Genomic DNA, 25,413 nt, shown 5'->3' on the forward strand with positions numbered 1-25,413 from the left:
TAGTCTATTTATTGATCAGAAATCTAACACATTAATAATTGAAATTAAGTGATACGGTATAATATCTTCCATTTCCTCTTACATATTCGGCATCTCTGGCTGTATACATGGATGTAGGTGTAAAATAGGTAGTGTTAAATACATTTTCAATACCTAATCCCAGGGTGATGAATTTATTAAATTTATAACTTCCCTGGAAATTGAAAAGATTAAAATCTTTCACAGGACCTTCACCTTCATCATACTTCCCTGATGCATTAGGTTCAAACTGATTTCTTTTAAAAGAGTACATATGATAAACTCCCAATTGAAGATTCTGGGCTTTGTTATTCCATTTAACATAAGAATTCAGCCTCGCCGGAGCAATTCTCAATCCGCTTAAATATTTCTCATAGGTATTATCATTTTTCACATCTACTTTTCCTTCCTGGAAAGTATAATTAGCTCCGATGCTTAGCCCTCTCGTTGGGTATACATTCATAGCCAGCTCTACTCCACTGATGTATTGCGGAGCCCTTAATGGAGTCCAGAATCCATTCACCGAAACCAGATCGGCTCCCAACTTGGAATAATTATAGAAATAACTTGCTGAAAAATCTACAAACCGGCCTATCTTACTGTTGAAACCTATTTCATAATTGTCTATCACAACCGGATCTGTATTGATTTCATTTAAAACATTGCTCTTCGCATCACGCAACACTCTTCCTAAATCGTAAATATTGAATCCTCTTGAATATGATGTAAAAGGTTGAAAGAAATCAAATGCAACATAGCTTAATCCTACATTATAAGATAGATTTGAATAGTTTAACCGACCACCCTGCACATTAAATTCCGTGTCTTTACCAGAGGGTAAAGTCGTATAATCAGGAACTTTTACAGACATCTTATCCCATCGCAATCCTGCTTTGACGGTCAAACCCCTGGTAAGAAATAATTTTCCCTGGACAAACGGAGCTGCTGCCAACATATTCATTTCAGGAACCCATATTCTTCCATCTACCAAAGGCTGGCTGGTTTTCTCATTCAATAAGTCAAGTCCGTAGGTAAGAGATCCTTTCACTTCATGATCTTTTTTGAATTCTGTATTGAAATCAGCTCTGAATCCGTATTTTTTTTCAAGAATTGCAGATTGTCCTCCAGTCTTCCATCTTGGAGGATTCCGGTAGTCATAGATGGTATAAAAATCCTGAAAATAAAGGGTAGTATTGAATGACGTATTCCTGAAAATATTTTTATTGGTATATTTCAGATACCCATTATGATTATATCTTGTTCCTTCTTCAACCCCTTCTCGTGTTCCTAATTTACCTGTCGAAGGACGTTCTCCATATTTTCCAAGATCCAGGATATATTTTGAATCCTGTAAACTCGAATAAAAATTATACATGAGTTCGAATCTGTTATTCTCATCCAAATTATACCCGATCTTACCAAAGGTATTACTCACACTGGTTTCACCTAATCCATACCTTGGATTCTGTACTAAACCATCTCCGTCTATCTTAACTCCATTCTGAGTAAATGTTCCGTTGACCAAATAATCCCATTTTCCTAAGCTTCCATAGAAAGTTTGAGATATTCTGTAACCGGCTCCTCCATCAGCCTTAAACATCTTATTATTAAACAGATCATGGCTGGTAAAACCTAAAACGGTGCTTCCTGCAAAAAGCTTGTTGGTTACATTCTTCTTAGTAATATAATTAATAATCCCTCCTTCTGCCCCATTTCCATAAATAGAAGTGGCTCCTTTAACCACTTCGATCCGTTCCAGTACGGATGGGTCTATACTTCTTATTTCTCTGTCATTATTTCTTAACGGGCTTGACTGAGGAATTCCGTCAATCATAATCAAAACGTTTCTTCCTCTCAAAGTTTGGCCTCTATTTCCTACCAGGTTATTTCCAAATGCCAGCCCGGGTACTTTATAGGCTAAAATATTACTAAGATCAGGAGAAATCATTGATTGTTCCTCAATCTCTTTTCTGTTAATGATATTCACTGTAGAAGCTGTTTTCTTTACAATTTCCGGCGATCTTGAAGCAGTCATAATAACTTCTTCCAGCCTGTTGTCATGTAATGAATCTTTCTTTTGTGCCCATAATGAGGAAGATACAATCAAACTCCCTACACAAAGAATCGTTTTTCTCATCTATATATAGTCTTATTTAGAATAATTAAAAACAAAAGTACTGTTTTCAATACATATTGTAAACTCACTTTCATTCACTAAGTATGAGAAAAACAAGGCTATAATTAATACATATTAATCAATGTTAGAATAAAATAAATACATTTAATGTAATTAATTATTAATATTAATCACATCTGATAATGGTCATATTTCTATCAGGCTTTTCGGTTTCTACCCTCTAAAACCTTCTCTATATCTGCCAGGGAAAATTCTTTTGCTTTCAATAAAATCAAAAAGTGATACAGCAGATCAGCAGCTTCATTTTTAAACAAATCGGCATTGTTATCTTTTGCTTCAATAACCAGTTCCACAGCCTCTTCCCCTACTTTCTGAGCGACTTTATTAATGCCTCTCTGATACAAGGAATAGGTATAAGATTCGTCTATTTTATTATCTATTCTTTTACTTATGGTTTCTTCCAGTTCGTATAAGAAGCCTTTGGAATCCTTTTCTCCAAAACAGCTGAAACTTCCGGTATGACAGACTACATTTTCAGGAATTACCTTAATTAGAATGGTATCCTGATCACAATCGATACTGATATCTTGCACTGCTAAAAAATTTCCGGATTCCTCGCCTTTTGTCCAAAGTCGGTTTTTCGATCTGCTGAAAAAAGTAACCCTTCCTTCTTGTTCGGTTTTCTGAAAGGCTTCTTCATTCATATATCCCAGCATCAGAACCTGTAATGTTCTGTTATCTTGGATAATGACAGGCACAAGGCCATTGCTTTTATTAAAATCTATGATCATCTAATCGGTATTTTTTGAGTTTGTAATTCTTTTTTTAAATCCTGAATGTGAACTTCTCCGAAATGGAAAATACTGGCTGCCAGTGCTCCTGTGGCTTTGGTTTTCTGAAATACTTCTTCAAAGTCTTTGACTCTGCCCGCTCCTCCGGAAGCAATAACAGGGATATTGATATGATCGGACACAGATTTTGTAATGTTGATATCAAAACCATTTTTGGTTCCGTCACCATCCATTGAGGTTAATAAAATTTCTCCTGCTCCGAGCGATTCTACTTCTTTAGCCCATTCTATTGTTTTTAGCGTCGTTATTTCTCTACCTCCTTTAATATGAACCCAATCTTGTCCATTCATATTCTTGGTATCTATAGCAACTACCACACATTGGCTTCCAAATTCTTTAGCCAGTTCAAAGATTAATTGGGGATTTTTTACTGCTGATGAATTGATACTGATTTTGTCGGCTCCTGCTTCCAGTAATTTTCTTACATCTTCTACAGATGAAATTCCTCCGCCTACCGTAAAAGGAATGCTCAGCTCTCTGGCAATCTCTCTGACAAGTGCTGTAAAGGTCTTTCTTTTTTCAATTGTAGCAGTTATATCGAGAAAGACCAGCTCATCTGCACCGTCCCATTCATATTTTTTTGCCAGACTTACAGGATCCCCGGCATTACGCAGTCCCTCGAAATTAATTCCTTTTACCGTAGTTCCATCTTTAATATCTAAACATGGAATAATTCTCTTTTTAAGCATTTTCAATAAAATTTTGTAATTCTTTCAGTTCTATTTCCCCTTCATAAATAGCTTTTCCAATAATAGTCCCTGAACAACCTATTTCCCTCATTCTGTATACATCTTTCATTCCCGAAATTCCTCCGCTGGCGACCAACTGTACAGAGCTATTTCCTAATATATCTTTGTAGAGCTCTGTTGAAGGACCTTCCAACATTCCATCTTTTGAAATATCGGTACAAATTACCTGGCGGATACCTTTCTTTTCATATTGATCAATAAAGTCTATAACGTCCAGATGACTCTCTTCCAACCATCCTGATGTCTTTATTTTCCGGTTTTGGCAATCAGCCCCAAGGATGATTTTTTCAGCTCCGTATTTCTTGATCAGAGTAACACAAAATTCAGGATCCTGAACAGCTATACTTCCAATAGTTATCTGACCAGCTCCGGCATTAAAGGCCATTTCAATATCTTCCCTGGTCTTTAATCCACCTCCGAAATCAATCTGTAGCGACGTTTCTCTGGCAATGGTTTCCAATACTTTATGATTCACAATATGTTTGGATTTAGCGCCGTCCAAATCCACCACATGCAGAAAGCGGATTCCAAAGCTTTCAAACTCTTTGGCCACTTCCACTGGATTTTCATTGTAAATTTTTTTGGTTTCATAATCTCCTTTGGAAAGCCTTACACACTTTCCATCAATAATATCAATGGCAGGAATAATTTTCATATCGACAGGTTTAAAAAGTTTTTAAGAATTTCAGCCCCTGTTTTCCCTGATTTTTCCGGGTGAAACTGGGTCGCAAAAAAATTATCTCTTTGTAACGATGCACTGAAAGGCAGGATATAGTCACAGACAGAAGTGGTATATTCCGACAGTTCACAGTAATAGCTATGGACAAAATAGACATCTTCTTCTTTTTCAAAGCCTGAAAAAACAGGAGACCACAGATCTGTAATGGTATTCCAGCCCATATGAGGGACAATCTCTTTCGATGGGAATTTTTTAACCCCAATATCAAAGATTCCCATTCCGGAAGTGTCGCCTTCTTCATTACCCTTACACATCAGCTGCATTCCCAGGCATATTCCTAATACAGGTTGCTTCAGGGTTGGAATAAAAGTATCCAAACCTTTTTCCTTTAACAGCTTCATGGTTGAAGAGGCCTCGCCAACGCCTGGGAAAATCACCTTATCGGCCTGTTGGATCAATTCAAAATCATCGGTAATGATTGATTCTGTTCCCAGTCGGTTGAGCGCATTTTGCACAGACTGAACATTTCCTCCGTTATATTTTATAATAGCAATCATCTTACAAACTTCCTTTAGTTGATGGTACATTAAAATTTTGATCCGTTAGATTTACTGCCATTTTCAGTGCTTTGGCAAAAGCTTTAAAAATGGACTCAATCTTGTGGTGTTCATTTTCTCCTTCCACTTTAATGTTCAGGTTAGATTGAGAGGAATCCGTAAAGGATTTAAAAAAGTGGGAAAACATCTCAGTAGGAACATCTCCAATCGCCTCTCTTTTAAATTCTGCATCCCAGACCAACCAGGATCTTCCTCCAAAATCAAGGGCAACCTGAGCCAGACAATCATCCATTGGCAGCAGAAAGCCATATCTTTCGATTCCTTTTTTCTTTCCTAATGCTTTAAGAACAGCTTGTCCAAATACAATTCCGGTATCCTCAATAGTATGGTGCTCATCTACTTGCAGATCTCCATTAACTTTAATTTTAAGATCCAGATTGCCATGTTTTGAAATCTGTTCCAGCATGTGATCAAAAAAATGTAATCCTGTAGCAATCTCTGAATTACCTTGTCCATCAAGATTGATTTCTATTTCAATATCTGTTTCATTGGTCTTCCTCGATACTTTGGCTTTTCTCGGAACATTTTTCAAAAACTGATAGATCTCAGACCATTGTTCAGTTGTAAGATCAGCATGTTCATTACTTGTTTTATTAATAAAAATAGCTTTTGAGCCCAGATTCTTAGCCAGCTGGATATCTGTAACACGATCTCCTATCACATAGGAATTTTCCAAATCATAATTCCCGTAAATATATTTACCAAGCATTCCAACACCCGGTTTCCTCGTTGGGAGATTATCCTGTTCAAAGCTTTTATCAATCAGGATATCATCAAAAATAATTCCTTCATTTTCAAATGCTTTTAACATCTTTTCATGAGGCTTAATAAATGTTTCATACGGAAAACTTTCGGTTCCTAATCCATCCTGATTCGTCACCATTACCAACTCATAATCCAGTTCTCTTGCAATTCTTGAAAGATTTTGAAAAACACCCGGATAGAATTCCAGCTTCTCCAGAGAATCTACCTGGAAATCTGTTGGGGGCTCAATAATTAAGGTTCCGTCGCGGTCTATGAATAATACTTTTTTCATCATCATATATTTTGTAAAATGGTAATTAGCTTAGTATTTTCTTCTCTTGTCCCAATATTGATACGGATACAATCCGGAATAGCGGGTGATCTTTTATTCGTTAAAACTTCGTTGCCTAACAACATCTGATGTACATTATCGACATCATTAAATTGTACCAGAAAGAAATTGGCATCCGTAGGAAATACTTTCACAATACAGGTTATATTCTGAAATTCATTTTGAAGCCAGTTTTTTTCTCTGATAATACCTTCTAAATTCCTTTTGAATTCATCTTCCCGGTCAATACAATCCATAATCAGTTCCTGGCTTAAAGAATTGACATTATAGGGAGCCTTCACCGTATTGATAAACTTAATAATTTCTGCGGAAGCACAGGCAATTCCTACCCTTGCTCCTGCTTTACCCCAAGCTTTAGAAAACGTCTGAAGAACAATAAGGTTAGGGTATTTCTCAAGAAGATCAAGACTTGTCTTCTGATCTGAAAACTCGATATAGGCTTCATCTACAACCACAATTCCATTAAAATTCTGAATATAGAATTCAATATCTTTAACACTATTTCCTGTAGGATTGTTGGGAGAGCAAATAAAAAATACTTTCACACCCTCATCATTAATGGTTTTCAGAAACTCATTTTTAACGATCTGAAAATTTTGGTCCAGATCCAGCCTGACTACTTTATTTTCATTGATAGCAGCATAGAATGCATACATGGCAAAAGATGGATTCATCATCATTATAGAATCCTTTTTGGGTTCGCAGAATATTTTGATGATCAGGTCGATAAGCTCATCACTTCCGTTTCCCACTGCAATCTGATCCGGGGAAATATTTTTCAAAGAAGCTATTTTATTTCTGAGTTTTCGTTGTGTAGAATCAGGATAGCGGTTAAAGGCTCCAAAAGGACTTTCATTAGCATCCAGTAAAACCGGTGTATCAAATTCATTATGATCCCTAAAACTGATATAAGGCTGTAATTCTAAAATATTCTTTCGAACAAACTGGTTGATTGTTAATTGCTTCATTTTCTTATTTTAATCGAATGGAAACGGCATTTTTATGGGCTGATAATCCTTCAGCTTCTGCCATTATTTTAATAGTTTTTCCTAAGTTTTGTAATCCCTGTTTTGATAAGTGCTGAAAAGTGATTTTCTTTACAAAACTGTCTAAAGAAACACCACTATAATTTCTTGCAAACCCGTTGGTAGGAAGTGTATGATTGGTTCCACTTGCATAATCTCCGGCACTTTCACAGGAATAATTTCCTAAAAAAACGGAGCCCGCACTTTGTACAGCCGGAATGTATTTTTCAAAATCATTCAAAGCCAGAATAAGGTGCTCGGGAGCATATAAATTACTTAAGCTGACCGCTTCTTCTACTGTATTCAAAAGTATAAAGTGACTATTATCAAGAGATTGTTGTGCAAATTCATTTCTCGGAAGCTTTTCTACCTGGCTGTGAATTTCTTCAATCGTTTCATTTAAAATCGCTAAATCCGTAGTAATAAAAACAACCTGGCTGTCACTGCCGTGCTCAGCCTGAGAAAGAAGATCAGCAGCACAAAATGCAGGAACCGCATATTCATCTGCTATGACGAGAACTTCACTGGGGCCGGCCGGCATATCAATTGCCACTCCATAGTTTTGAGCATATTCTTTTGCTGCCACAACAAATTGATTTCCAGGTCCGAATATTTTATATACATTGGGAACACTTTCCGTACCAATGGTCATTGCAGCAACAGCCTGCGCACCGCCGGTTTTAAATATTCTCGTAATCCCACAAAGTTTTGCAGTATAAAGAATAGCGGGATTAATTGTACCGCTTTTATCAGGTGGAGTACAAAGAACAATTTCCTTACATCCTGCCAATTGAGCAGGAACAGCCAACATCAGAACTGTTGAAAACAAAGGTGCTGTTCCTCCTGGAATATAGATTCCTACCTTTTCTACAGCGCGATTTTCTCTCCAGCAAACAACCCCTTTCATCGTTTCTATTTTCTGAATTTCAGTTTCTTGTGAAGCATGAAATAATGTAATATTTTCCTTAGCCACCTGAATTGCCTTTTTCAGCTCTTCACTCACTAACGTTTCAGCCTCTTCTATCTCATCTTGTGAAACGGAAATACTTCCTATATCGGCAGAATCAAACTTCTTACTGAATTCAAGCAACGCCTGATCTCCTTCTCTTTCAACTTTTTTAAAGATATCGGAAACAATTTCCGAGACTTCTTCTTTTTTAAGAACCGGGCGTCTGATCAATTCTGCCCAGGTACTCTTCTGCGGGTATCTGTGTATAAACATATTAAATAACCATTTTATCAATTGGAATAATCAAAATATCCTGAGCTCCTTTTTCTTTCAGTTCATCAATCACATCCCAGAATCGCTCTTCATCAATAACAGAATGAATACTGCTCCATCCTTCTTCTGCTAAAGGAATCACTGTAGGACTTTTAAGAACAGGCAATACCTTTGCTATATCTTCTATTTTTTCATCCGGAACATTCATCAGAATATATTTGGAATTTTTTGCTTTGAGCACAGCCTTAATACGGAAAAGAAACTTATTCAGAATATTTTCTTTTTCCTGATCCAGGTTCGGGTTTTTAGCGAGTACGGCTTCGGAGAATAATAATGTGATGGTTTCCCTTAATCCATTTTTGAAAAGAGTACTTCCTGAGCTTACAATATCACAGATACCATCTGCTAATCCGATATTAGGAGCAATCTCTACTGATCCTGAGATCACGTGAATATCTGCAGAAATCTTTTTATCTGTCAGGAATTTTTTGAGGGTATTTGGATAAGAAGTTGCTATCTTTTTACCTTGAAAATAGGTAAGTTCATCAGTTGTTATGTCTTTAGGAACTGCCAGAGATACACGACACTTTGAAAACCCTAGCTTCTGAACAATCTCAATATCTTTTTGTTTTTCTACTAAAAGGTTTTCACCAACAATAGCAATATCCACTACTCCATCCTCAAGATATTGCGGAATATCGGAGTTTCTGAGGTACATGATTTCGAAAGGAAAATTATCCACCGAAACCTTGAGTTGGTCTTTTCCATTGTTGATGAAAATTCCGCAGTCTTTCAAAAGCTGTAAAGAATCTTCGTAAAGTCTGCCACTTTTCTGGATGGCGATTTTTAATTTACTCATTTGGGATGTATTGGGTCTGAGTAAATAAAAAGTATTTTTTGAAAAATTTCCGGGGAAGAATTTTAGAAACAAAAAAACCGTCTGTTACTCAGACGGTTTTTAATTATTTTTTGATTTTAACACAGGTCATTATCAATCAATTCCGTCTTAGCAGAGATGATGATGATAATGATGTAATGTTAAAAAATTGGGTTTCATTGTTCAAAATTGTGCTACAAATGTAGAACTTATTTTTAAATATCAAATATTTTTTTCAAAAATTTTTTGATAAAAATTCATCAGTTCATTGGCAATCGGTTCATCATTAAACTTCTGAACAAACTCAAAACTCTTATCACTACGGCGTTTTCTTTCCGATTCATTGTCCCACAAAAATTGTATTTTGGATCGGATATCGAGTTCATTTTCCGGATTTACATAAACCGAGTCTTTCCCACCCGCTTCAGGAAGACAGCTCGTATTGCTTGTAATGGTTACCGTTTTTGAGAAAAGTGCCTCAATAACAGGTATTCCAAAGCCCTCGAAGAAACTTGGGTATACAAAAATATCGGCCAGTTTGTAGAGAATTGCAAGCTCATCCATAGAAACGCCTTCAAGAAAATAAACTTGTTTTTCCATTTTATTTTTCCTGATAAATGCCTCTACCTTTTTATAATATTTCGTTTTTCTTCCCACTACTACTAAAGGGATATTCGTGTCCTTGATGGCTTTTACAATATTCAGAAGATTTTTACGCGGTTCAATCGTCCCTACGTTTAGGATAAACCTTTCAGGAAGATTAAACTTCTCCTGGGTAGCGTGGATCAGCTCAGAAGGCTGTTCTTCTTTAAAAGCCTGATGACATCCCTGATAAATCACTTCAATTTTATCTTCCGGAACTTTTAAATACTGGATAATATCTCTTTTTGTCTGTTCTGAAATAGCAATGATACGATCCGCATTCTGCGCTGCTTTTTTGAACTTCCATAAGTGGATTTTACGGTCAAAAAAAGAATAATACTGCGGATATCGCATGAAGATCAGGTCATGAATAGTCACTACTTTTTTTATAGGAGTCTTCTCCCATTGTAAAGGTAATTCACCTGATAAACCATGAAAAATATCTGCATCTTGTTTTTGAGCATCCTTTCCCATCTTAAGCTGACGCGACATACTTCCTTTGGATGTTTCTACAAAATGGACATCCGGTTTTACCAAAATGTCCGCTCCTCGTTCTGATTTGTTTTTATTGAGCAGCAAATATGTATTTTCAGGGAAATAGTGAGACAGAATTCTCACCAGATCTCTGGAATAATTGCCTAGTCCTGATGTATTATGGAAAAAACGTTTTGCATCAAAGGCAATCTTCATGATTCTATCTTTTTTTGAAATTCCTGGAATGTTCCAAAGCTATACTTTTTATTTTTAAGCCACCCTATGAACTTATCAAATCTTTTGACCATATCCATTCCTGAATTTTTCACTGTAAATCCAGGGAGTTTAAATGCTTCATCCTTAATTTCCGCAAATTCCCACGGATGGAAATATACGTTTAAGTAATCATCCTTCTTCAAACTATCTGAAGCCAGTTTTTTGTAGATCGACAGCGGAAAATTATGAAAACTCAGCCAGAATAAAGGGATTCTGAAATTAGGAGAAACAGAGGCCGGAACCTGTGTCACATTTCCCTCTTTAAAATAAGTTCTTGATACTTTTAAATTATTGTAGCGACCCGGAAGGAATGTAGGATTAATCGATGAATTATAGGAATAGCCTGCTTTTTCTACGGCTTTTTCATCCACCGGCATCATCCTCGGCATTCTTAAACCCGTTACTTTCGTGGAAAATAAATCTTCCAGTCTTTCACGTGATTCTTTTAAATGCTTTTCTTCAAATTCGGAATGAAACCAGGTATGGGAAGCCAGCTCATGTCCTTCTTCCAATAATCGTTTAATCAAATGTTTGCTGTTTTCTGCAAAAACAACCGTTGAAAAGAACGTTGCTTTTACCTGATGTTTTTTAAGAATATCCAGTATCCTTTCCAGTCCGGTCTGCGAAATGGAAATCTGCCGTTCAAAAGGAATCGTTCCTTTGTACTCCAATGGCATATCAAATTCTTCAATATCAAAACTTAATAAAACCATTTTAAAAATTTTTATTTTTTATAATATAATTAGGTCTTTCTTTCACCTGTTTAAAGATTTTACCCAGGTAAATCCCAATAATTCCAAGAATAATCAGTTGTAGCCCTCCAAAAAATACAATGGTCATAATCAAAGATGCCCAACCTGAAATTTCAGTATGACTGACAAAGGAATGAATAACATAAATTCCGTATCCTATCACTGATATAGCGGAGAATAAAAAGCCCAAATAGGCTGCAATATATAGTGGCTTTACACTAAAAGCTGTAATTCCTGTAAAGGCAAAAGTCACCATCTTTTTAAGATTGTAACTGCTTTCACCAGCTACTCTTTCACAAGCTGTAAAATCTATTGCTGTTTGTTTGAAACCCATCCAGCTCGTCAATCCTCTTAAAAACAGATCGTCTTCATTGAACTGTCTCATGACTTCCACAGCACTGGCATCTAATAATCTGAAATCTGAGCCACCACCTTTGGTAAGGTTTACATCGGAGAGGCTGGATAAGAGTTTATAGAAAAAGTCCGAAGTTTTTCTTTTAAAGAAAGAAATTTCTTTGGGATATGTTCTTACGGTGAGTACAACATCATAGCCTTCTTCCCACTTTCTGATCATATCAGGAATCAGTTCCGGAGGATGCTGAAGATCACCATCCATCGAGATTACTGCATTTCCATGGGCATAATCCATTCCTGCTTTTACGGCAGGCTGATGTCCGAAATTTCTTGAAAATTCTATAAATTTCACTTCATCATATTGTTCGGATAGTGCTTCCAGTTTCTGCTGAGTACCATCCCTGCTTCCATCATTCACGAATATGATTTCAAAATCATAATTGTTGAGTCCTGAGAAAACCTCTTTGATTTTCTGATGAATCATAGCTACATTTCCTTCTTCGTTATAGGCAGGAATTACAATAGAAATCTTTTTCATAGAATCAGTTCAGGCTGTAATTTTTTTCAAAATCTTTGGTTAGAAGTTCATACACCACTCGCAACCAAACCGCAATGCAAGGTACTGCTTTTAAAGAATATTTGGTGATATACTCATTTTTAACCCATTTAGGGAATAGATCCGATGTTGAAAAACAAGTAAAAATAATAACAAAAATCAACAGACCGGTAGCAAGCGGTGTTCTTTCTTTCTGAAGGAAATACCAGATCATTACACCTACCACGGCAATAATATAAGTCGGTGATTCTGAGCTTGAGCTAAACAACACCAGAAATAATAAGCTGGAGGCTAAAATCATCAGCTGGAAAGCATAATGTTGGTATTGCTTAATCCGAATATATGGTAGCGCAAACAGTGGTAATCCAAACGCCAAAAACACCAGATTAGAAATAGATGCATCCCCCATAATTCTTCTGAAAAAGCCCATTAATGAAATATCCTGCATATTTCCCAATACCTGATTCTCATTATTTTTTTCGACAATAGAATGAAACCAATCAGCATAACTCTGGATCACAAATTGGGGTGTAGAATAGATCATCGGAATTACAACGAATAATACCGCAATGCCTATTCCTGAAAGAATGAATTTTGCTTTATTTTTAATAAAGAAAAATTGGGTAAGCCCAACAATACCGTAAATTTTCACAAAAATCCCTACCAGGATTGCTGTTACCGATTTTACTTCTTTTCTTTCGTAAATATAAATAGCAGATAATAAGAGCAAACCTGTTAAAGCAACATTAAACTGTAAACTTAGAGCAGCCGTAATGTATTCCTGCAAACAAAGAATTCCGAAAAGGGCTTTTTTAGTATCTGAAAAAGGCAATTTATGAATTGCATAAACAAATACGAAAGTATTAACCAGATTCCAAAGAGAAATCCCAAGCCAATCCGGCATCTCAGCAAACGGAGCGATCAGTAAGCTGAAAAAAACGCCATAATGATTCAGGTCAAAATAAAGATCCGGATAATGGATAAATAAATTCTTCTCATTGACCGTATTGAAAAATACGTTTTTAAAAATCAAATAGTTGTTGATTGCGTAATTTCCCCTAAAATATTTAGAAATCGCAGTAACTACTGATATAATAAGATAAACCCCAAATATATATTTAGGGTTTAATATGAATTTTAAAATTTTTTCTTTCAAAATTGCGGGTATTAGTTTTGTGTAAAAGTCTTAGACTGCTACGTTGTTTTCTCTCAACGCATCATTAAGAGAAGTCTTTTTATCAGTAGATTCCTTTCTTGTACCGATAATCAAAGCACAAGGAACCTGATATTCTCCCGCAGGATATTGTTTTGTATAACTTCCCGGGATTACTACTGAACGTGCAGGTACTCTTCCTTTGATTTCAACAGGTTGATCTCCTGTTACATCTATAATTTTAGTAGAAGCCGTTAATACCACATTCGCGCCCAATACCGCTTCTTTTTCTACATGTACTCCTTCTACTACGATACATCTTGAACCGATGAAACAATCATCTTCAATAATTACCGGTGCTGCCTGTAAAGGTTCTAATACACCACCAATACCTACTCCTCCACTCAGGTGAACATTTTTACCGATTTGTGCACAGCTTCCTACTGTAGCCCAGGTATCTACCATAGTCCCTGAATCTACATACGCTCCGATATTCACATAAGAAGGCATCATAATTACCCCTGAAGCAACAAAAGCTCCTTCTCTTGCAATCGCATGAGGTACAACTCTTACTCCTTTTTCAGCATAATTTCTCTTTAAAGGAATTTTATCATGAAATTCAAATGGTCCTACTTCTATAGTTTCCATTTTTTGAATCGGGAAATACATAACTACCGCTTTCTTCACCCATTCATTAACCTGCCATCCGTTGTCTGTAGGTTCAGCAACACGAAGTTCTCCGGAGTCTAATAAAGAAATAACCTCTCTTATCGCCTTCTGGCTCTCTTCATTTTGTAATAAATCTCTATTATCCCAAATGTTTTCAATAGTTTGTTGTAACGACATGTTTCTAATTTAAATTAATTTGAATAATTATTTCGGCCAAAGATACAAAAGTTCAGCAAAATATTTTCAATCATATTATCATTAGGATGATGTTATTGATTTGTATGGCCCCTTGAGGATGAACCTCTGGCTAAACAAATCTTTCCGGTTAAATTTAAATTTGATTAGAAATCTTGTCTAGAATAACAAACTCCATTGTTTTCTCAACATGCTGTTGTTCTGTTATTGGTCTTGCATATTTCCTGGTACTGTATTTTGTCAAATAAGCCGTGTTAATACGGTCAGTAAGATCATTGAGATCAGTTGGAATATATGCATTGATATGAAGAATAGAATCTCCACATTGTATTTGCCCCAGAGGATCCTGTAAAAAACTATTATACCAGCTTCTTTCTGCAAATCCCCAGGAACGTGCAAAGATCCTGTTATTGACAACAACCATCCAGACATCTAAAAATGTATCCCGCTGTAAACCGGCTTTTATTCCGATAATTTCATTTTCGCTAACATATTGTATAGCATCTTGTTGATTCATTTTAATAAGATTTCTCACAAAACTAAAATGAACAGATGAACCAAAAAATATTATTATTTACTTCGCCGTAAATATTATTCTATTGGCTACTTTATTGATGTCAATGAACTATAACATGATTTTATCCAGAGTATCGGTCAAACAATCGCGGTAGCTTTTTGCCACAGCTATTTTTAGTCCTTTACAAATAATATGATTATTTTCAAAAGATTCAACATTGGTTAAATTTACAATATATGAGTTATGTATACGCATAAACTCGTCAGGCAAACTTTCAACCAGATCTTTAAGAGTCTTGTAATAGGTATATTTTTTATCAAATGTGGTGTATATTTCTACATAATTTCCAAGACCTTTTATAATCACAATGTCATTAAAGAAAAGCTTCACCAGCTTCTTATCTGTTTTAATAAAAGCGAAAGTTTTATTTTTCATTCGTAAAAACTTTAAGCATAAAGATAGGTCTTTATACCATTATGGATACAGATGAAAAATATGAATAAGAAATTTATGTAATATTGATGACCAACTACTTTAAAATGATTATGGCTTTTTGATTAATTCCAAATCCTTTTTATACTGGTTTTCGCCATAATTATTATTGAAATTAACAGATAGCTTATCATTTGAATCCAGCTTTTCATAAAGCTTTATTCTAAGCGCTGCTTCAGCAGTTAAGTCTTTTTTTACCGGAAATTGTACCTGGTATTTTTCAATGAGGATTTTTTTAATTGCAGACAGCTTTTCATAATATGGGCTTTCCGGTAAATTACGATCTTTTTTCTGTTTGTCTTTATATTCGATATAGCTTGCCATTGGACAAAGACCAGTTCCCGGGATAACAGGATTCCCTCCTTTTTCTAAAAAATAAGTAGTGAGATCCAGGTCATCTCTTGCCGCAGCTTCCATAATGTTGTTTCCACTATATGAAAGATTATTAATATCAGCTCCCTGCTTGAGCAAATAATCAATCATTTTCCTTTCCGTATCATCCACACCACCTATCATCATGGCATCATACAGAGGAGAATCCCCTAACTGCGGGTTAGGGTTGGCCTTATAGCTGAAAAGCAGTTTAAGCATTTCGTAATTATTAAGTGCAACAGCATGTCGTAAAGGAGTTTTATATCCGTTATACGGAACTACAATATTAGGATTCGCCCCTAAATCCAAGAGCTTTTTCATGGCATTCATATCCTCAATAATAGAAGCGTACATCAACAGGGTATATCCTGTGTCTTCTCCCAGTTTATCAAGCGCTATATTTTTATCTTTAATTACTTTTTCCATCCCCTCCAGATCACCGTCCAGAATTTTCTGGGCAGCCAATAACTGATCTCCTTTGAACATTTTTGCAGGAGGATACTGCGTTTTATTTTCCTTTTTACGAGATCTGGGATTGAGATCTGAACAAGATAAGAGTGTCATCATCGAGAAAAGTATTAAAATAGTGGATTTCATAGTATTATATATCGTTAGCTAGAACATCTGTATTAATTGTTGAGATCATTGCCTCTAATGCATCTGCATAAGCACCATGCCCGCTGCCAAGCGTTTTAATGCCAAGTCCTTTATTATCTTCAATATAGCCAAAAATTTCATGTTGCTGACCTAAAGCTCTTGGTGCTGCTCCGGTCACAGCCCCAAAACCAGCCAGTAAATTAAGTCCCGGAATTCTTGAAAATGCCAGAGTAGAAAGTAAACCTTCCCTGTTATTCTGCAATCCGTTTAGGATATCATTACTTGTACTGTAATTAACAATATTAGATGTTGATTTTGCAGCTCCTTTTTCATCCAGATACTTCAATGTATTGGCATGAACTCCTCTTGCGTTGAAGGTATATCCTTTAAGCCCTGTATAATAAGAAGCCATTGCACTATTACCTCCACCCAGGGAATGTCCTGTAAAATTGACCTTCCCACCAGTGTTCTGATCCATTTTTTCCGCCAAACTTCTGGTTTTTTCTATTTGTGGAGTATTTGCACCAAATGCTTGTCCACCATCCTCTATAACCCAGTCTTTTACAAACTGATCTCCTGCTTCAGAACCTCTGAATGCTACAAAATATTCCCCCGTCTTATCATTATAATACAAAGAAGAGAAAAAGCCATTGTCTTCATTGGTATTAAAATCTTCAGGCTTCATAACTCCTGCTCCGAATCGTTTATCTAATTCCTCCTGATTATCAGTGTTTATACGGGAATAGTCTCCCAACTCTTTGGTCTGTCCTGTATTATCTTCATAAGAATCCTGAGCCATTTTTGCTGCTAAAAGAGCTTCTTGTAATTGAGAGACAGGAGGAAGATGAAAGCTTACTTTACCGCCGATAAAACATTTCAAAGAGGAATTTTGAAGTAACGGCTTTTTATTTTCAACCCTTACTTTTGGATGTGTATTTTCCCAGTCGCTCCCCTTACAGAGAAAAGAGCAGATATTTAAACAGTCATCGATAAGTGCACTTCCAGCCCAGGCTGCAGCAGCCAGTACAAAGAGCCCCCCTGAAAAGGCAGCAGCTACAGCTACTCCTGCTAAAGCTCCGGCGACCATCATTTCGGGACAGATAAAATTATCTTTAAACCGATCATCTTCAGTGGCCATCAGCTTTGAGCTGTTCTTCAATTTTACTGAAGACTGCGAGCTCACTCCTATTCCTATAAGCCTTCTTCCCTTGCTGCAGAAAAGCGGCGTATCCTGTGCGATATATAACTGGCTCATGATAATATCATTAAGGTTTATTTAATTTAATATGATACCTGCAAACGTAAAGCATTTCTGTATTCAGTTGTTCTTTTATATGGAATATCACTTCCGATAAAACCGAATCTTTATTATAGGTATATTCTCCTTCAACAGAATATCCATAATCCATGGGAATTTTCAATGTTTTTTGATAACTGTTTTCATAAATATCATCAAATTCCCTTGCTACATTTTTGCCTTTTCCTTTTATGCTGACATGAAATCCTCCCTCTTCAGATTTTGAGATCTCATACTGAGAATCATATGTAATTTCTTTTCCCGGAAACAGTGTAGATAAGGCTGTTCGTTTAGGAATATCCTGAATATATTCTTCTTCATTGAAAACCGGTAATGGATAAAACAAAATCTGATACAGCATATTATGCTTAATATTGTTATCTATTTTATGAAATTCTTTGTCGTAAATATTGATCATTTCACCATAACTACTCCGAATCAGTTCATAAAAATATAATTCCTTTTTTATTTCTTTCCATTTAGCAAGAATTTCTTCTTTATTTTCAACTTTGTCAATACTCTTATCAGGAGCAAGAAATAGATTTAAAGTATCTGTAGCTTTATTTACTTTTCCAAGAATTTCATAAAAAGGTTTCATCTGCCCATCTATAATAATGTTCTTTTGATCCAATACCTTTACCGTCATATGATTGTATTCTCCGGGGAGAATCATCCAGCTTTCTTCTATTTCGGTTTCGTTTGCTTTTCCTCTTCCTAATGTAAGATAAGACTTGGTATTAATGCTATAAGAGCCTTCTTTATACCATGCATATTTAAAACCTGTTAAATCTGTTTCTTTAAATATCATATAATGTATCGCAGAGCGGTTTATTTAAATTGACTTTCTACTATTGCTCTATCAGAAAAGCATTTTTGCTTTTAAGAGCCAATAATGTTTATTTCATATTGCTTCTCTTAGACTCATTTGATTTCAACCGAATCAGCGCTTCATGAGAAGAAATGGATAAAAATATCGGGATTGTTATTATAAATAGTATAATTTTCTTCTGTGCAATGGTCAACCGGTTGTCTTTGTCCTGTTGACATCATGGCATGTTGATCTGATTTTTAAGATTAATATTTTGTGATTGTAGTGTATATCTCTAAATTATGAATAATAAAAACGGCCAACAAAGCAATTTTCATAAAAATTAAAAATTGTCGTAGTTCTACGACTTTTGTTATATCACAAAAGTTGATAGGTATATCAGATATAAAAGTCAGCTATAGAAAGCTTAGAATGAAAATGATTGGCGAGAAAGTGACTTAAAGCACTCTTTGAGCATGAAGATAAGCCTTATTCCAGTATTTTTCGTTGAGAGAAGAAATGATTACCCCTTTTGAAGTTGAAGCATGGATGAACCGAATCTCTCCATCACTACCTATATCATGAACAATTCCCACATGAGATACTCTGCTTCCTCCTCCTGTTGCAAAAAACAACAGATCGCCTGGTTTTACCTCATTAATATCTATTTTCTTACCGGCATCTGCCTGATCAGACGATCTTCTCGGCAGCTTTTTGTCATTTTCTTCAAAAACCTTTACGGTAAATCCGGAACAGTCAAATCCGGAAGATGTATTTCCTCCAAACTTATAAGGAGTTCCTATGTATTTTTCGGCATCCTTCAGAATACTGTTGATAGAGCTAGGAACCCTTCCACTAAAATTAGAATCTAATCTTCTTAAATTTTCAGATTTCACAACCGTTTTTGTTGTATTCTTCTTTTTTGTAGAAACACTTTTAGCACTTCCGCATGAAACGACTATGGAAGTTGCAATCAATAAAGCAGCCAACTGCTTTATACTCCTGTTTTTTTCAAATAATACCGGCGTCATATGTGTCTGATTTTTATTAGGATAACTAATTATCGACAAATATACATTTTATATTTTAATTATATATATTCTATACTACAACTATATCATAAATATATGTTAAAATTTTGTATTTAATTAATTATCATTATATTTGACTCCAATTTTACAATTATGGCTACTTATGAAAGTTTAATTAAAATAACAGGATCCGTTGGGGATTTGGTTTTTTATACTTTGAATGGCAAAAATGTTGTTCGGAAGAAAAGCGGGTTTAATAAAAATGCTTTCAAAAAGAGCCCTTCCTATGAAAAAGTAAGGCAAAACAGTTCTGAGTTCGGGCATTGTTCTAAAATCGGAAAAATCATACGTCAAGCCCTTGATCCCCATATTAAAGCTGCACAGGATCCTCTACTCTATCAAAGTTTTGCAAAGCTGATGACAGAGATTAAAGATCTGGATTCCATTTCTGGAAGAGGTCAACGGAATGTAAAGAATGGTATTATTACAGAGGGTGGGAAAAAACTACTTACACAATTCCAATTCGGAAAAGTGGCTAATTGGGAGGATGCTGTCTCCGTTCAGTTAGGGCTTTGGGAGAATACCCTTCAATCTGATAAAAGTTTTAAAGGAGATGAAATCATTATCCTGAGTGTAAAAGTTGATTTTGACTTATACTCAACCGAGCACTTTCAGCAAAAAATCTCTTTGCAGCAACCTATTCAAAACATACCATTTGAAAAACATTTTTCGGATGATGATCTTGTTTTCTATTTTGTGGTTTTACAAAATGAGGGGCAAATTGTAAATATGGGGTTTGTCTGAGAATCAACTCACCTGAAAAGCTTTATTAAAAACCAAAAGTTAAACTCCTAAATAATTCTGATAAATACATTATTTTTTAACTAAATAATATCTAGAATATTGGAAAGCCTAATCAGCTATATATAATCGATGAACATATTCGTGCATTCGTGGCAACAATTTTGACTACAAATTCGTCGTCTCTATCACTAAAATAAAAAAGCCATCTCACATTGAGACAGCTTCTTTAATATTTTGATTGCCAATATATTATTGCTTTTTATCTTTCTCTCCGGCCCAAGATCCTGATCTTGCAGGATTCGGTACTGCATTCGTCCAGCTTCCGTTTCCTTTTTTATCTGTTCCTAACTTTCCTCTGAAATCTCCTTTTGAAGGTAAACCTACGGAAGCATTTAATTCCCCTGAATTATTCAGATGCCCCGTAATCTTATAATTTTCATCATTGATATCTGAATGCATGGTTCCGTTAACTGTTCCATCACTTCCCACTACAAAGTTCCAACCGCCTTTGTCACTTCCTTCATAAGTCCCGGACCAGGTTCCAATATAATCATAAATAGTATCATCATCCGAGCTACATCCTATCAATGCAAAAGTCGTTAATAAAAGAAAGAAAAGTTTCTTCATAGTTTTATAAATAATTTTTATTAGATAATCAAATTTGTGGAGAAACATATAAATCATTATGTGATCTTCACGTTTTTCAAAAGACTTTTTTGAATCTGGCAAATATATAATTTTAATTTAATTTTTTTACTTTTTGCCTTACTATTTCTTTTATCCGCAAAAAATAATGCTTAAAAAAATAGTTTCATATCTATTGATAAATAAATTCTTTGATAACGACAATATTAATTAATAAACTAGTAGCCAGATATTTAATGTAATAGCCTAATATTATATGGAAATTTAATCCTCAGAGTGATGAACACTATATTAAATAAAATGTAACAAAGTATTTGTATATGTGGTATAAATACTTACTTTTGTACCGCTTTAGTAAAAAATAGCAATAAGAGAAAAGGGGAATTAGCTCATCTGGCTAGAGCGTTAGACTGGCAGTCTAAAGGTGACGGGTTCGATCCCCGTATTCTCCACTAAGCAGAGATTCAAAATTTCTTTGAAAACCCTGTTAAAATCTATTAATCCTATAATTCCTCGGAAATATAGGATTTTTTATTTTTAAAGAGCACCTAAATAATATTATCATCCTTCAAAATCACCACAATCATGCTCTTTGAAAAGAGGTAATGCTTTTTCGGTTGTAAAATACCTGGATATTCTTTTATTATTTAATTCCAGTTTCTGACCTTCTACAGTCAGCTCGTAAACAGGTGCTTTATCTATCTGAGTTAAAATATAGGTTCTTCCTGTCGTTTTTAAAATCGTTCTGTTTCCTTTGGTAGTGAATGAGAAGTTGTCAATTTTAAAAGTATCCTTTTCATCACAAACGTTTGTCCATATCACTTTATCTTTTGTGATAGATAAGCTTGCTAAATCGCATGAATAACAATTGCCGGAGAACTCTATCCCATATTTCTCATAGACATTGGTACTTTTAGCATCCAGTAGATCAATAGGAACTAACGTTGAAAAATCAACAGGTATATCTGGTTTTGAGATCGTATCCTCTACCGGAACAGTATCTCTTTTTATCTCGGTAGAAGTTGCTTTATCTGCTTTCTTTTCTGTAGCAGGTGAACAGGAGGCCAGCAAAATGATTACAACTGAGCAGCCGGTTATTAGATTTTTCATTTTTATTAAAATAATTTATAATACTTAATATATCTTTTGCAAAATTGTTTAAAACAAGCCATTCAATATATCCCTGCTTTCAGCCATTTATTGCCTATATCAAGCGGTTTTGTTGGTCTCTTCCATCAATACTGATACCTTTGGCCAAAAATATAGAAAATGAAAACCTCATATCAATTCCTGATATCATCTGTGCTCGTTGTTTTTGTGGGATGTAATCAGCAAAATAAAATGCCGGAGACTAAGAAAGCACAAAAGGAAGTTACTCAAAAAGCCATAACATTGGCAGATTTCAAAAAAATAAAAGGAGTGGATAATGTACAGGATGTGCCCTTTCAATTATTTACCAAGCTGGATTCTGTACAGTTTTTTGTAACTCCAAGTAAAGATGCTGCCCACCTGAAAATGGCTTACCATAAACTAGATAATTACTATGGATTTGAAGAGTTTGAGGACTTCTACTCTATTCATTTCAGCATTAACAATAATATCTCGAACAGCATTGAAGCTTTTGTCCTGAAATCAGAATTCACAGCCGCATTTGAACTGACCTTACAAGGGGTGAACCTTTATGAGATCAGAAGCAGCACATTGAAGGAATCGACAGATTTTAAGAACAAATCTTTTAAAAAATTCGGGACAATCGCTGAGATTTCAGAACAGGAATTTAAAGCCAACTCAAAAAACCGAATCGATGAAACACTGGTAAAAAATCCGAATATACAACTGCAGAATGATGATTGGGTATACTGTAAATTCCAGTGATATTGACCACCTAATTCCTGATTAAATTGACCACTAAGAATGAAGTCAAAAAAGGTGTCTAAAAGATGGTTTAAAAATATAAAATAAATCTTTACTCTGAGCTGATTTTCTGATCAGCTTTTTTTCTTCTCATCGATTCTCCTTTAAGGTCTATTCTCAGGGAGTTGTGAACCATTCTGTCAAGTATTGCATCGGCTATTGTTTGTTCCGCAATGACTTCATGCCAGGCACTTACAGGCAGTTGCGAAGCAATAATAGTGGAACGTTTTCCGTGTCTGTCTTCTATAATCTCCATAAAATCCTGACGTTTAAGATTATCCAGGGATTGTAATCCAAAATCATCAAGGATAATAAGATCCTGCTTTTCTATTCGGTCTATCTCTTTAAGGTAAGATCCGTCTGCCTTAGCCATCTTAAGCTTTGAGAAGAGTTTGTTGATGCTGAAGTACATGACTTTATATCCCATTGTACAGGCTTTGTATCCAATGGCAGTTGCGATAAAACTTTTTCCAACTCCTGTACTGCCTGTAATAAGAATATTCTGTTTCTGTGATATAAAATCGCAGGAAGATAATCTTCCAATAGTATTCTTATCAATATTTCTGGAAGAAGAGGCCGTAATCTCTTCCATAAATGTCCTGTATCTGAACTTAGCTGTGGTAATCAATCTTTCTACCTTTCTGCTTTCCCTGTCGTCATACTCGGATTCAATCAAGTAGGCTATAAGTTCATCATTGGTATAGGAGATACTTCCTGTTTCCATTGTTGTGGAAAACGCCCTGTGCATCCCGTGGAGCTTTAAATGTTTCATTTTTTCTAATGTTGCCTGATTCATAGGTTTTGTATTAATGATTTAATTGTTAATGATTGTAGATGTTACTGATAGTATTTTCCGCCCCTTATGTTTTTGTGTTTAGGCAGTTTCTTTTCTTCAAAAAATGCATCGTCATCGGTTAGATTATCCAGCCCTCTTTCCAGAATACTTTTAATCATGGCAAGGCTGTATTTTTCATATCCCAACGCTCTTTTACAGGCATTGTCAAGTCTTATGTTGCCGATCTTTTTTGATAATGAAAGGATTCCCAGGCAGGTTTTATAGGACTGCTCAGGATGCTGTTTCTTTTCCAGGATTTTGATGATGTACTGCTCACAATATTCCCCGACAGACCTTCCCCAAGAGATAAACCGGGAGGGATTCCATTCAGTCATAAACTGATAAGATGAAGGCATATGTTCTTTTACAGTCGTATACTGATATTTAGCCAGGATTCTGTTATGGAATGCTATTCTGCGCTGGTCATAGTAAATCTCGACTGTATTTTTACTAAAAATAATGTTTACTTTTTTACCAATATAGCTGAACGGAACACTGTAATAATGCTGGTCTTTACTTAAATATACATGGCTGGTCTTATGAACGGTAGCACGTGCAGAATGCTTGAGCTGGTACATCATAGCTGGTAGTGGGGATAATGCATGTCTTTCAACCTCACGGAAAACATCAGCCCTGGAATACTTCTTTCTTTTCATGGGAGCTTCATTATATCCTTCCAGCAGGTTTTCTATAGCTTTGTTCAATGCTTCCAGGCTAAAGAAGTGATCTTTACGCAATGGAGCAAAAATGCGGGTATACACAATGCGTACCGCATTTTCAACCAAAGCCTTATCCTTGGGATGATAGGTACGCGTAGGAAGTATTGTAGTGCTATAGTGGGAAGCAAAATCCAGAAGAGAATCAGTGATGACAGGTTCGTACTTATGGCTCTTTTTTACGGCTGTACGCAGGTTATCGGTAACAATAGCTGCGGGAACTCCTCCATAATAATGCAGGGTTTTGGTAAGACTTCCAAGAAAATCTTCTTTCCCCTGGGTTCTTGTAGCTTCTACGAAGGTCATGCCACTGGCTCCAAGTATGGATACGAAGACCTCAACTTCCTGTTGTTCTCCTGTTTCTTTATTAATAATGTGAAGTTTTTTTCCTGTATAATCCACAAAAAGTTTATCCCCAGCCTTATGTTCAATATGCATGGAAGGGTTCACCTTTTTACACCATTCCCGGTAATGATGGCAAAAGCGGGAATATTGGTAGCCTGAAGGGTATTTATCTATGTATTCTTCCCATAGCAGATAACGGGTGACCCCAACACGTTTTAGTTCTTTGGATATGTAAGGAAACAACGATTCAAGTTGTTTTTTAATATTGGCCTTATCCCTTATATCGGTTGGCGGAGTCTCGAATAAATCATCTAAATCTTCATCACTCAGCTCTATCAGCTCGTCATATGTAAGCTGGTGTTCATGGAACAGGCTGATATACTTTTTAGCAGTATTGCGTGAGATACCCAGTTGTTTGCTTATCCGCAATTTACTTACCCCCTGGGTGTATAATCGTAATAATTGTTTAATGTTCAACATGTCTATTCTTTTGTTAGCCATTTGGTATTTTTTGGCTAAGTTATTCAAGACACGTTTTCTGACTTTTTTTTGGTGGTCAATTTGCTCAGGAATACCATGGTCAATTTGCTCAGGAATCAACTGATCATTTTCACAGGATTGAGATGGTCAATTTTGAAGGATTCTACACTTGAGAAGAATTATCTTTTTTCTCCTGTGTACAGGCAGTTACTGAAGCC

General features: G+C 35.6%; 26 protein-coding genes and 1 tRNA gene. 3 read left to right on the forward strand and 24 right to left on the reverse strand.

Annotation, left to right across the window (positions count from 1 at the left end; all coding sequences use genetic code 11):
* Window positions 1-31: 31 nt before the first annotated feature.
* From CJF12_RS04910 to CJF12_RS05010, 20 genes are all read right to left on the reverse strand, one after another.
* Entirely contained in the window at window positions 32-2,155 is a 2,124-nt protein-coding gene (locus CJF12_RS04910) for a TonB-dependent receptor (RefSeq protein WP_034687488.1), read from the reverse strand.
* Window positions 2,156-2,352: 197 nt separating this feature from the next.
* A complete protein-coding gene (hisIE, locus tag CJF12_RS04915; RefSeq protein WP_034687490.1) occupies window positions 2,353-2,946 on the reverse strand; it encodes a bifunctional phosphoribosyl-AMP cyclohydrolase/phosphoribosyl-ATP diphosphatase HisIE in 594 nt (197 codons plus the stop codon).
* A complete protein-coding gene (gene hisF / locus CJF12_RS04920) occupies window positions 2,943-3,695 on the reverse strand; it encodes an imidazole glycerol phosphate synthase subunit HisF (RefSeq protein ID WP_034687492.1) in 753 nt (250 codons plus the stop codon). The genes hisIE and hisF overlap by 4 nt, the downstream gene beginning before the upstream one ends.
* Window positions 3,688-4,410 carry a 1-(5-phosphoribosyl)-5-[(5-phosphoribosylamino)methylideneamino]imidazole-4-carboxamide isomerase gene (gene hisA / locus CJF12_RS04925; protein WP_034687494.1) on the reverse strand — a complete coding sequence of 241 codons (723 nt, stop codon included), beginning with the start codon at window positions 4,408-4,410 and terminating at the stop codon, window positions 3,688-3,690. The genes hisF and hisA overlap by 8 nt, the downstream gene beginning before the upstream one ends.
* Entirely contained in the window at window positions 4,407-4,991 is a 585-nt protein-coding gene (gene hisH / locus CJF12_RS04930; protein WP_034687497.1) for an imidazole glycerol phosphate synthase subunit HisH, read from the reverse strand. Before hisH ends, hisA begins: the two co-directional genes overlap by 4 nt.
* 1 nt (window position 4,992) lies before the next feature.
* Window positions 4,993-6,087: a bifunctional histidinol-phosphatase/imidazoleglycerol-phosphate dehydratase HisB gene (gene hisB, locus CJF12_RS04935; protein WP_034687531.1), complete on the reverse strand. Its 1,095-nt coding sequence runs from the start codon at window positions 6,085-6,087 to the stop codon at window positions 4,993-4,995.
* 2 nt (window positions 6,088-6,089) lie between these two features.
* Entirely contained in the window at window positions 6,090-7,115 is a 1,026-nt protein-coding gene (gene hisC / locus CJF12_RS04940) for a histidinol-phosphate transaminase (RefSeq protein WP_034687499.1), read from the reverse strand.
* 4 nt (window positions 7,116-7,119) lie between these two features.
* Window positions 7,120-8,394 carry a histidinol dehydrogenase gene (gene hisD, locus CJF12_RS04945; protein ID WP_034687501.1) on the reverse strand — a complete coding sequence of 425 codons (1,275 nt, stop codon included), beginning with the start codon at window positions 8,392-8,394 and terminating at the stop codon, window positions 7,120-7,122.
* A gap of 1 nt (window position 8,395) precedes the next feature.
* Window positions 8,396-9,253 carry an ATP phosphoribosyltransferase gene (gene hisG, locus CJF12_RS04950; RefSeq protein ID WP_034687504.1) on the reverse strand — a complete coding sequence of 286 codons (858 nt, stop codon included), beginning with the start codon at window positions 9,251-9,253 and terminating at the stop codon, window positions 8,396-8,398.
* A gap of 240 nt (window positions 9,254-9,493) precedes the next feature.
* Entirely contained in the window at window positions 9,494-10,603 is a 1,110-nt protein-coding gene (locus tag CJF12_RS04960) for a glycosyltransferase family 4 protein (protein ID WP_034687507.1), read from the reverse strand.
* Window positions 10,600-11,376, reverse strand: a complete 777-nt coding sequence (locus tag CJF12_RS04965; protein ID WP_034687509.1) for a polysaccharide deacetylase family protein — start codon at window positions 11,374-11,376, stop codon at window positions 10,600-10,602. Before CJF12_RS04965 ends, CJF12_RS04960 begins: the two co-directional genes overlap by 4 nt.
* Window position 11,377: 1 nt before the next feature.
* Window positions 11,378-12,307 carry a glycosyltransferase family 2 protein gene (locus tag CJF12_RS04970; RefSeq protein WP_034687512.1) on the reverse strand — a complete coding sequence of 310 codons (930 nt, stop codon included), beginning with the start codon at window positions 12,305-12,307 and terminating at the stop codon, window positions 11,378-11,380.
* 4 nt (window positions 12,308-12,311) lie between these two features.
* Window positions 12,312-13,481 (reverse strand): glycosyltransferase family 87 protein, encoded by a 1,170-nt coding sequence (locus CJF12_RS04975; RefSeq protein WP_034687514.1) that lies wholly within the window; start codon window positions 13,479-13,481, stop codon window positions 12,312-12,314.
* A 30-nt stretch (window positions 13,482-13,511) separates the two neighbouring features.
* Entirely contained in the window at window positions 13,512-14,324 is an 813-nt protein-coding gene (locus CJF12_RS04980; protein WP_034687516.1) for a 2,3,4,5-tetrahydropyridine-2,6-dicarboxylate N-succinyltransferase, read from the reverse strand.
* A gap of 154 nt (window positions 14,325-14,478) precedes the next feature.
* Window positions 14,479-14,859 carry a DUF2255 family protein gene (locus tag CJF12_RS04985; RefSeq protein ID WP_034687518.1) on the reverse strand — a complete coding sequence of 127 codons (381 nt, stop codon included), beginning with the start codon at window positions 14,857-14,859 and terminating at the stop codon, window positions 14,479-14,481.
* Window positions 14,860-14,967: 108 nt separating this feature from the next.
* Window positions 14,968-15,294 (reverse strand): LytR/AlgR family response regulator transcription factor, encoded by a 327-nt coding sequence (locus CJF12_RS04990; RefSeq protein ID WP_034687519.1) that lies wholly within the window; start codon window positions 15,292-15,294, stop codon window positions 14,968-14,970.
* A gap of 108 nt (window positions 15,295-15,402) precedes the next feature.
* Window positions 15,403-16,290: an ankyrin repeat domain-containing protein gene (locus tag CJF12_RS04995; RefSeq protein ID WP_228379125.1), complete on the reverse strand. Its 888-nt coding sequence runs from the start codon at window positions 16,288-16,290 to the stop codon at window positions 15,403-15,405.
* A gap of 34 nt (window positions 16,291-16,324) precedes the next feature.
* Complete coding sequence (locus CJF12_RS05000) at window positions 16,325-17,575, reverse strand: PAAR-like protein (RefSeq protein WP_034687521.1); 1,251 nt, start codon at window positions 17,573-17,575, stop codon at window positions 16,325-16,327.
* A gap of 10 nt (window positions 17,576-17,585) precedes the next feature.
* Window positions 17,586-18,425, reverse strand: a complete 840-nt coding sequence (locus tag CJF12_RS05005) for a hypothetical protein (RefSeq protein WP_034687523.1) — start codon at window positions 18,423-18,425, stop codon at window positions 17,586-17,588.
* A gap of 458 nt (window positions 18,426-18,883) precedes the next feature.
* Window positions 18,884-19,456, reverse strand: coding sequence for a C40 family peptidase (locus tag CJF12_RS05010; RefSeq protein ID WP_185097174.1), 573 nt, complete (start codon window positions 19,454-19,456; stop codon window positions 18,884-18,886).
* Between the two features lie 153 nt (window positions 19,457-19,609).
* On the opposite strand from CJF12_RS05010, the gene CJF12_RS05015 reads away from it, so the two are divergent.
* On the forward strand, window positions 19,610-20,260 hold the full coding sequence (locus CJF12_RS05015; RefSeq protein WP_034687525.1) for a hypothetical protein: 651 nt from the start codon (window positions 19,610-19,612) through the stop codon (window positions 20,258-20,260).
* A gap of 249 nt (window positions 20,261-20,509) precedes the next feature.
* Here CJF12_RS05015 and CJF12_RS05020 read toward each other — a convergent pair whose 3' ends face one another.
* On the reverse strand, window positions 20,510-20,887 hold the full coding sequence (locus CJF12_RS05020; protein WP_034687536.1) for a membrane lipoprotein lipid attachment site-containing protein: 378 nt from the start codon (window positions 20,885-20,887) through the stop codon (window positions 20,510-20,512).
* A gap of 396 nt (window positions 20,888-21,283) precedes the next feature.
* On the opposite strand from CJF12_RS05020, the gene CJF12_RS05025 reads away from it, so the two are divergent.
* Window positions 21,284-21,357, forward strand: a tRNA-Ala gene (locus tag CJF12_RS05025).
* Window positions 21,358-21,466: 109 nt separating this feature from the next.
* On the opposite strand, the gene CJF12_RS05030 is transcribed toward CJF12_RS05025, so the two are convergent.
* Window positions 21,467-22,015, reverse strand: a complete 549-nt coding sequence (locus tag CJF12_RS05030; protein ID WP_034687527.1) for a hypothetical protein — start codon at window positions 22,013-22,015, stop codon at window positions 21,467-21,469.
* Between the two features lie 159 nt (window positions 22,016-22,174).
* On the opposite strand from CJF12_RS05030, the gene CJF12_RS05035 reads away from it, so the two are divergent.
* Window positions 22,175-22,780: a hypothetical protein gene (locus CJF12_RS05035; protein ID WP_228379126.1), complete on the forward strand. Its 606-nt coding sequence runs from the start codon at window positions 22,175-22,177 to the stop codon at window positions 22,778-22,780.
* 91 nt (window positions 22,781-22,871) lie between these two features.
* On the opposite strand, the gene istB is transcribed toward CJF12_RS05035, so the two are convergent.
* Window positions 22,872-23,615 (reverse strand): IS21-like element helper ATPase IstB, encoded by a 744-nt coding sequence (istB, locus tag CJF12_RS05040; RefSeq protein ID WP_034681199.1) that lies wholly within the window; start codon window positions 23,613-23,615, stop codon window positions 22,872-22,874.
* Between the two features lie 41 nt (window positions 23,616-23,656).
* Entirely contained in the window at window positions 23,657-25,315 is a 1,659-nt protein-coding gene (gene istA, locus CJF12_RS05045) for an IS21 family transposase (protein ID WP_228423500.1), read from the reverse strand.
* Between the last annotated feature and the right edge of the window lie 98 nt (window positions 25,316-25,413).

It is taken from the genome of Chryseobacterium piperi, assembly GCF_002285635.2.
Classification (GTDB): Bacteria; Bacteroidota; Bacteroidia; order Flavobacteriales; family Weeksellaceae; genus Chryseobacterium; species Chryseobacterium piperi.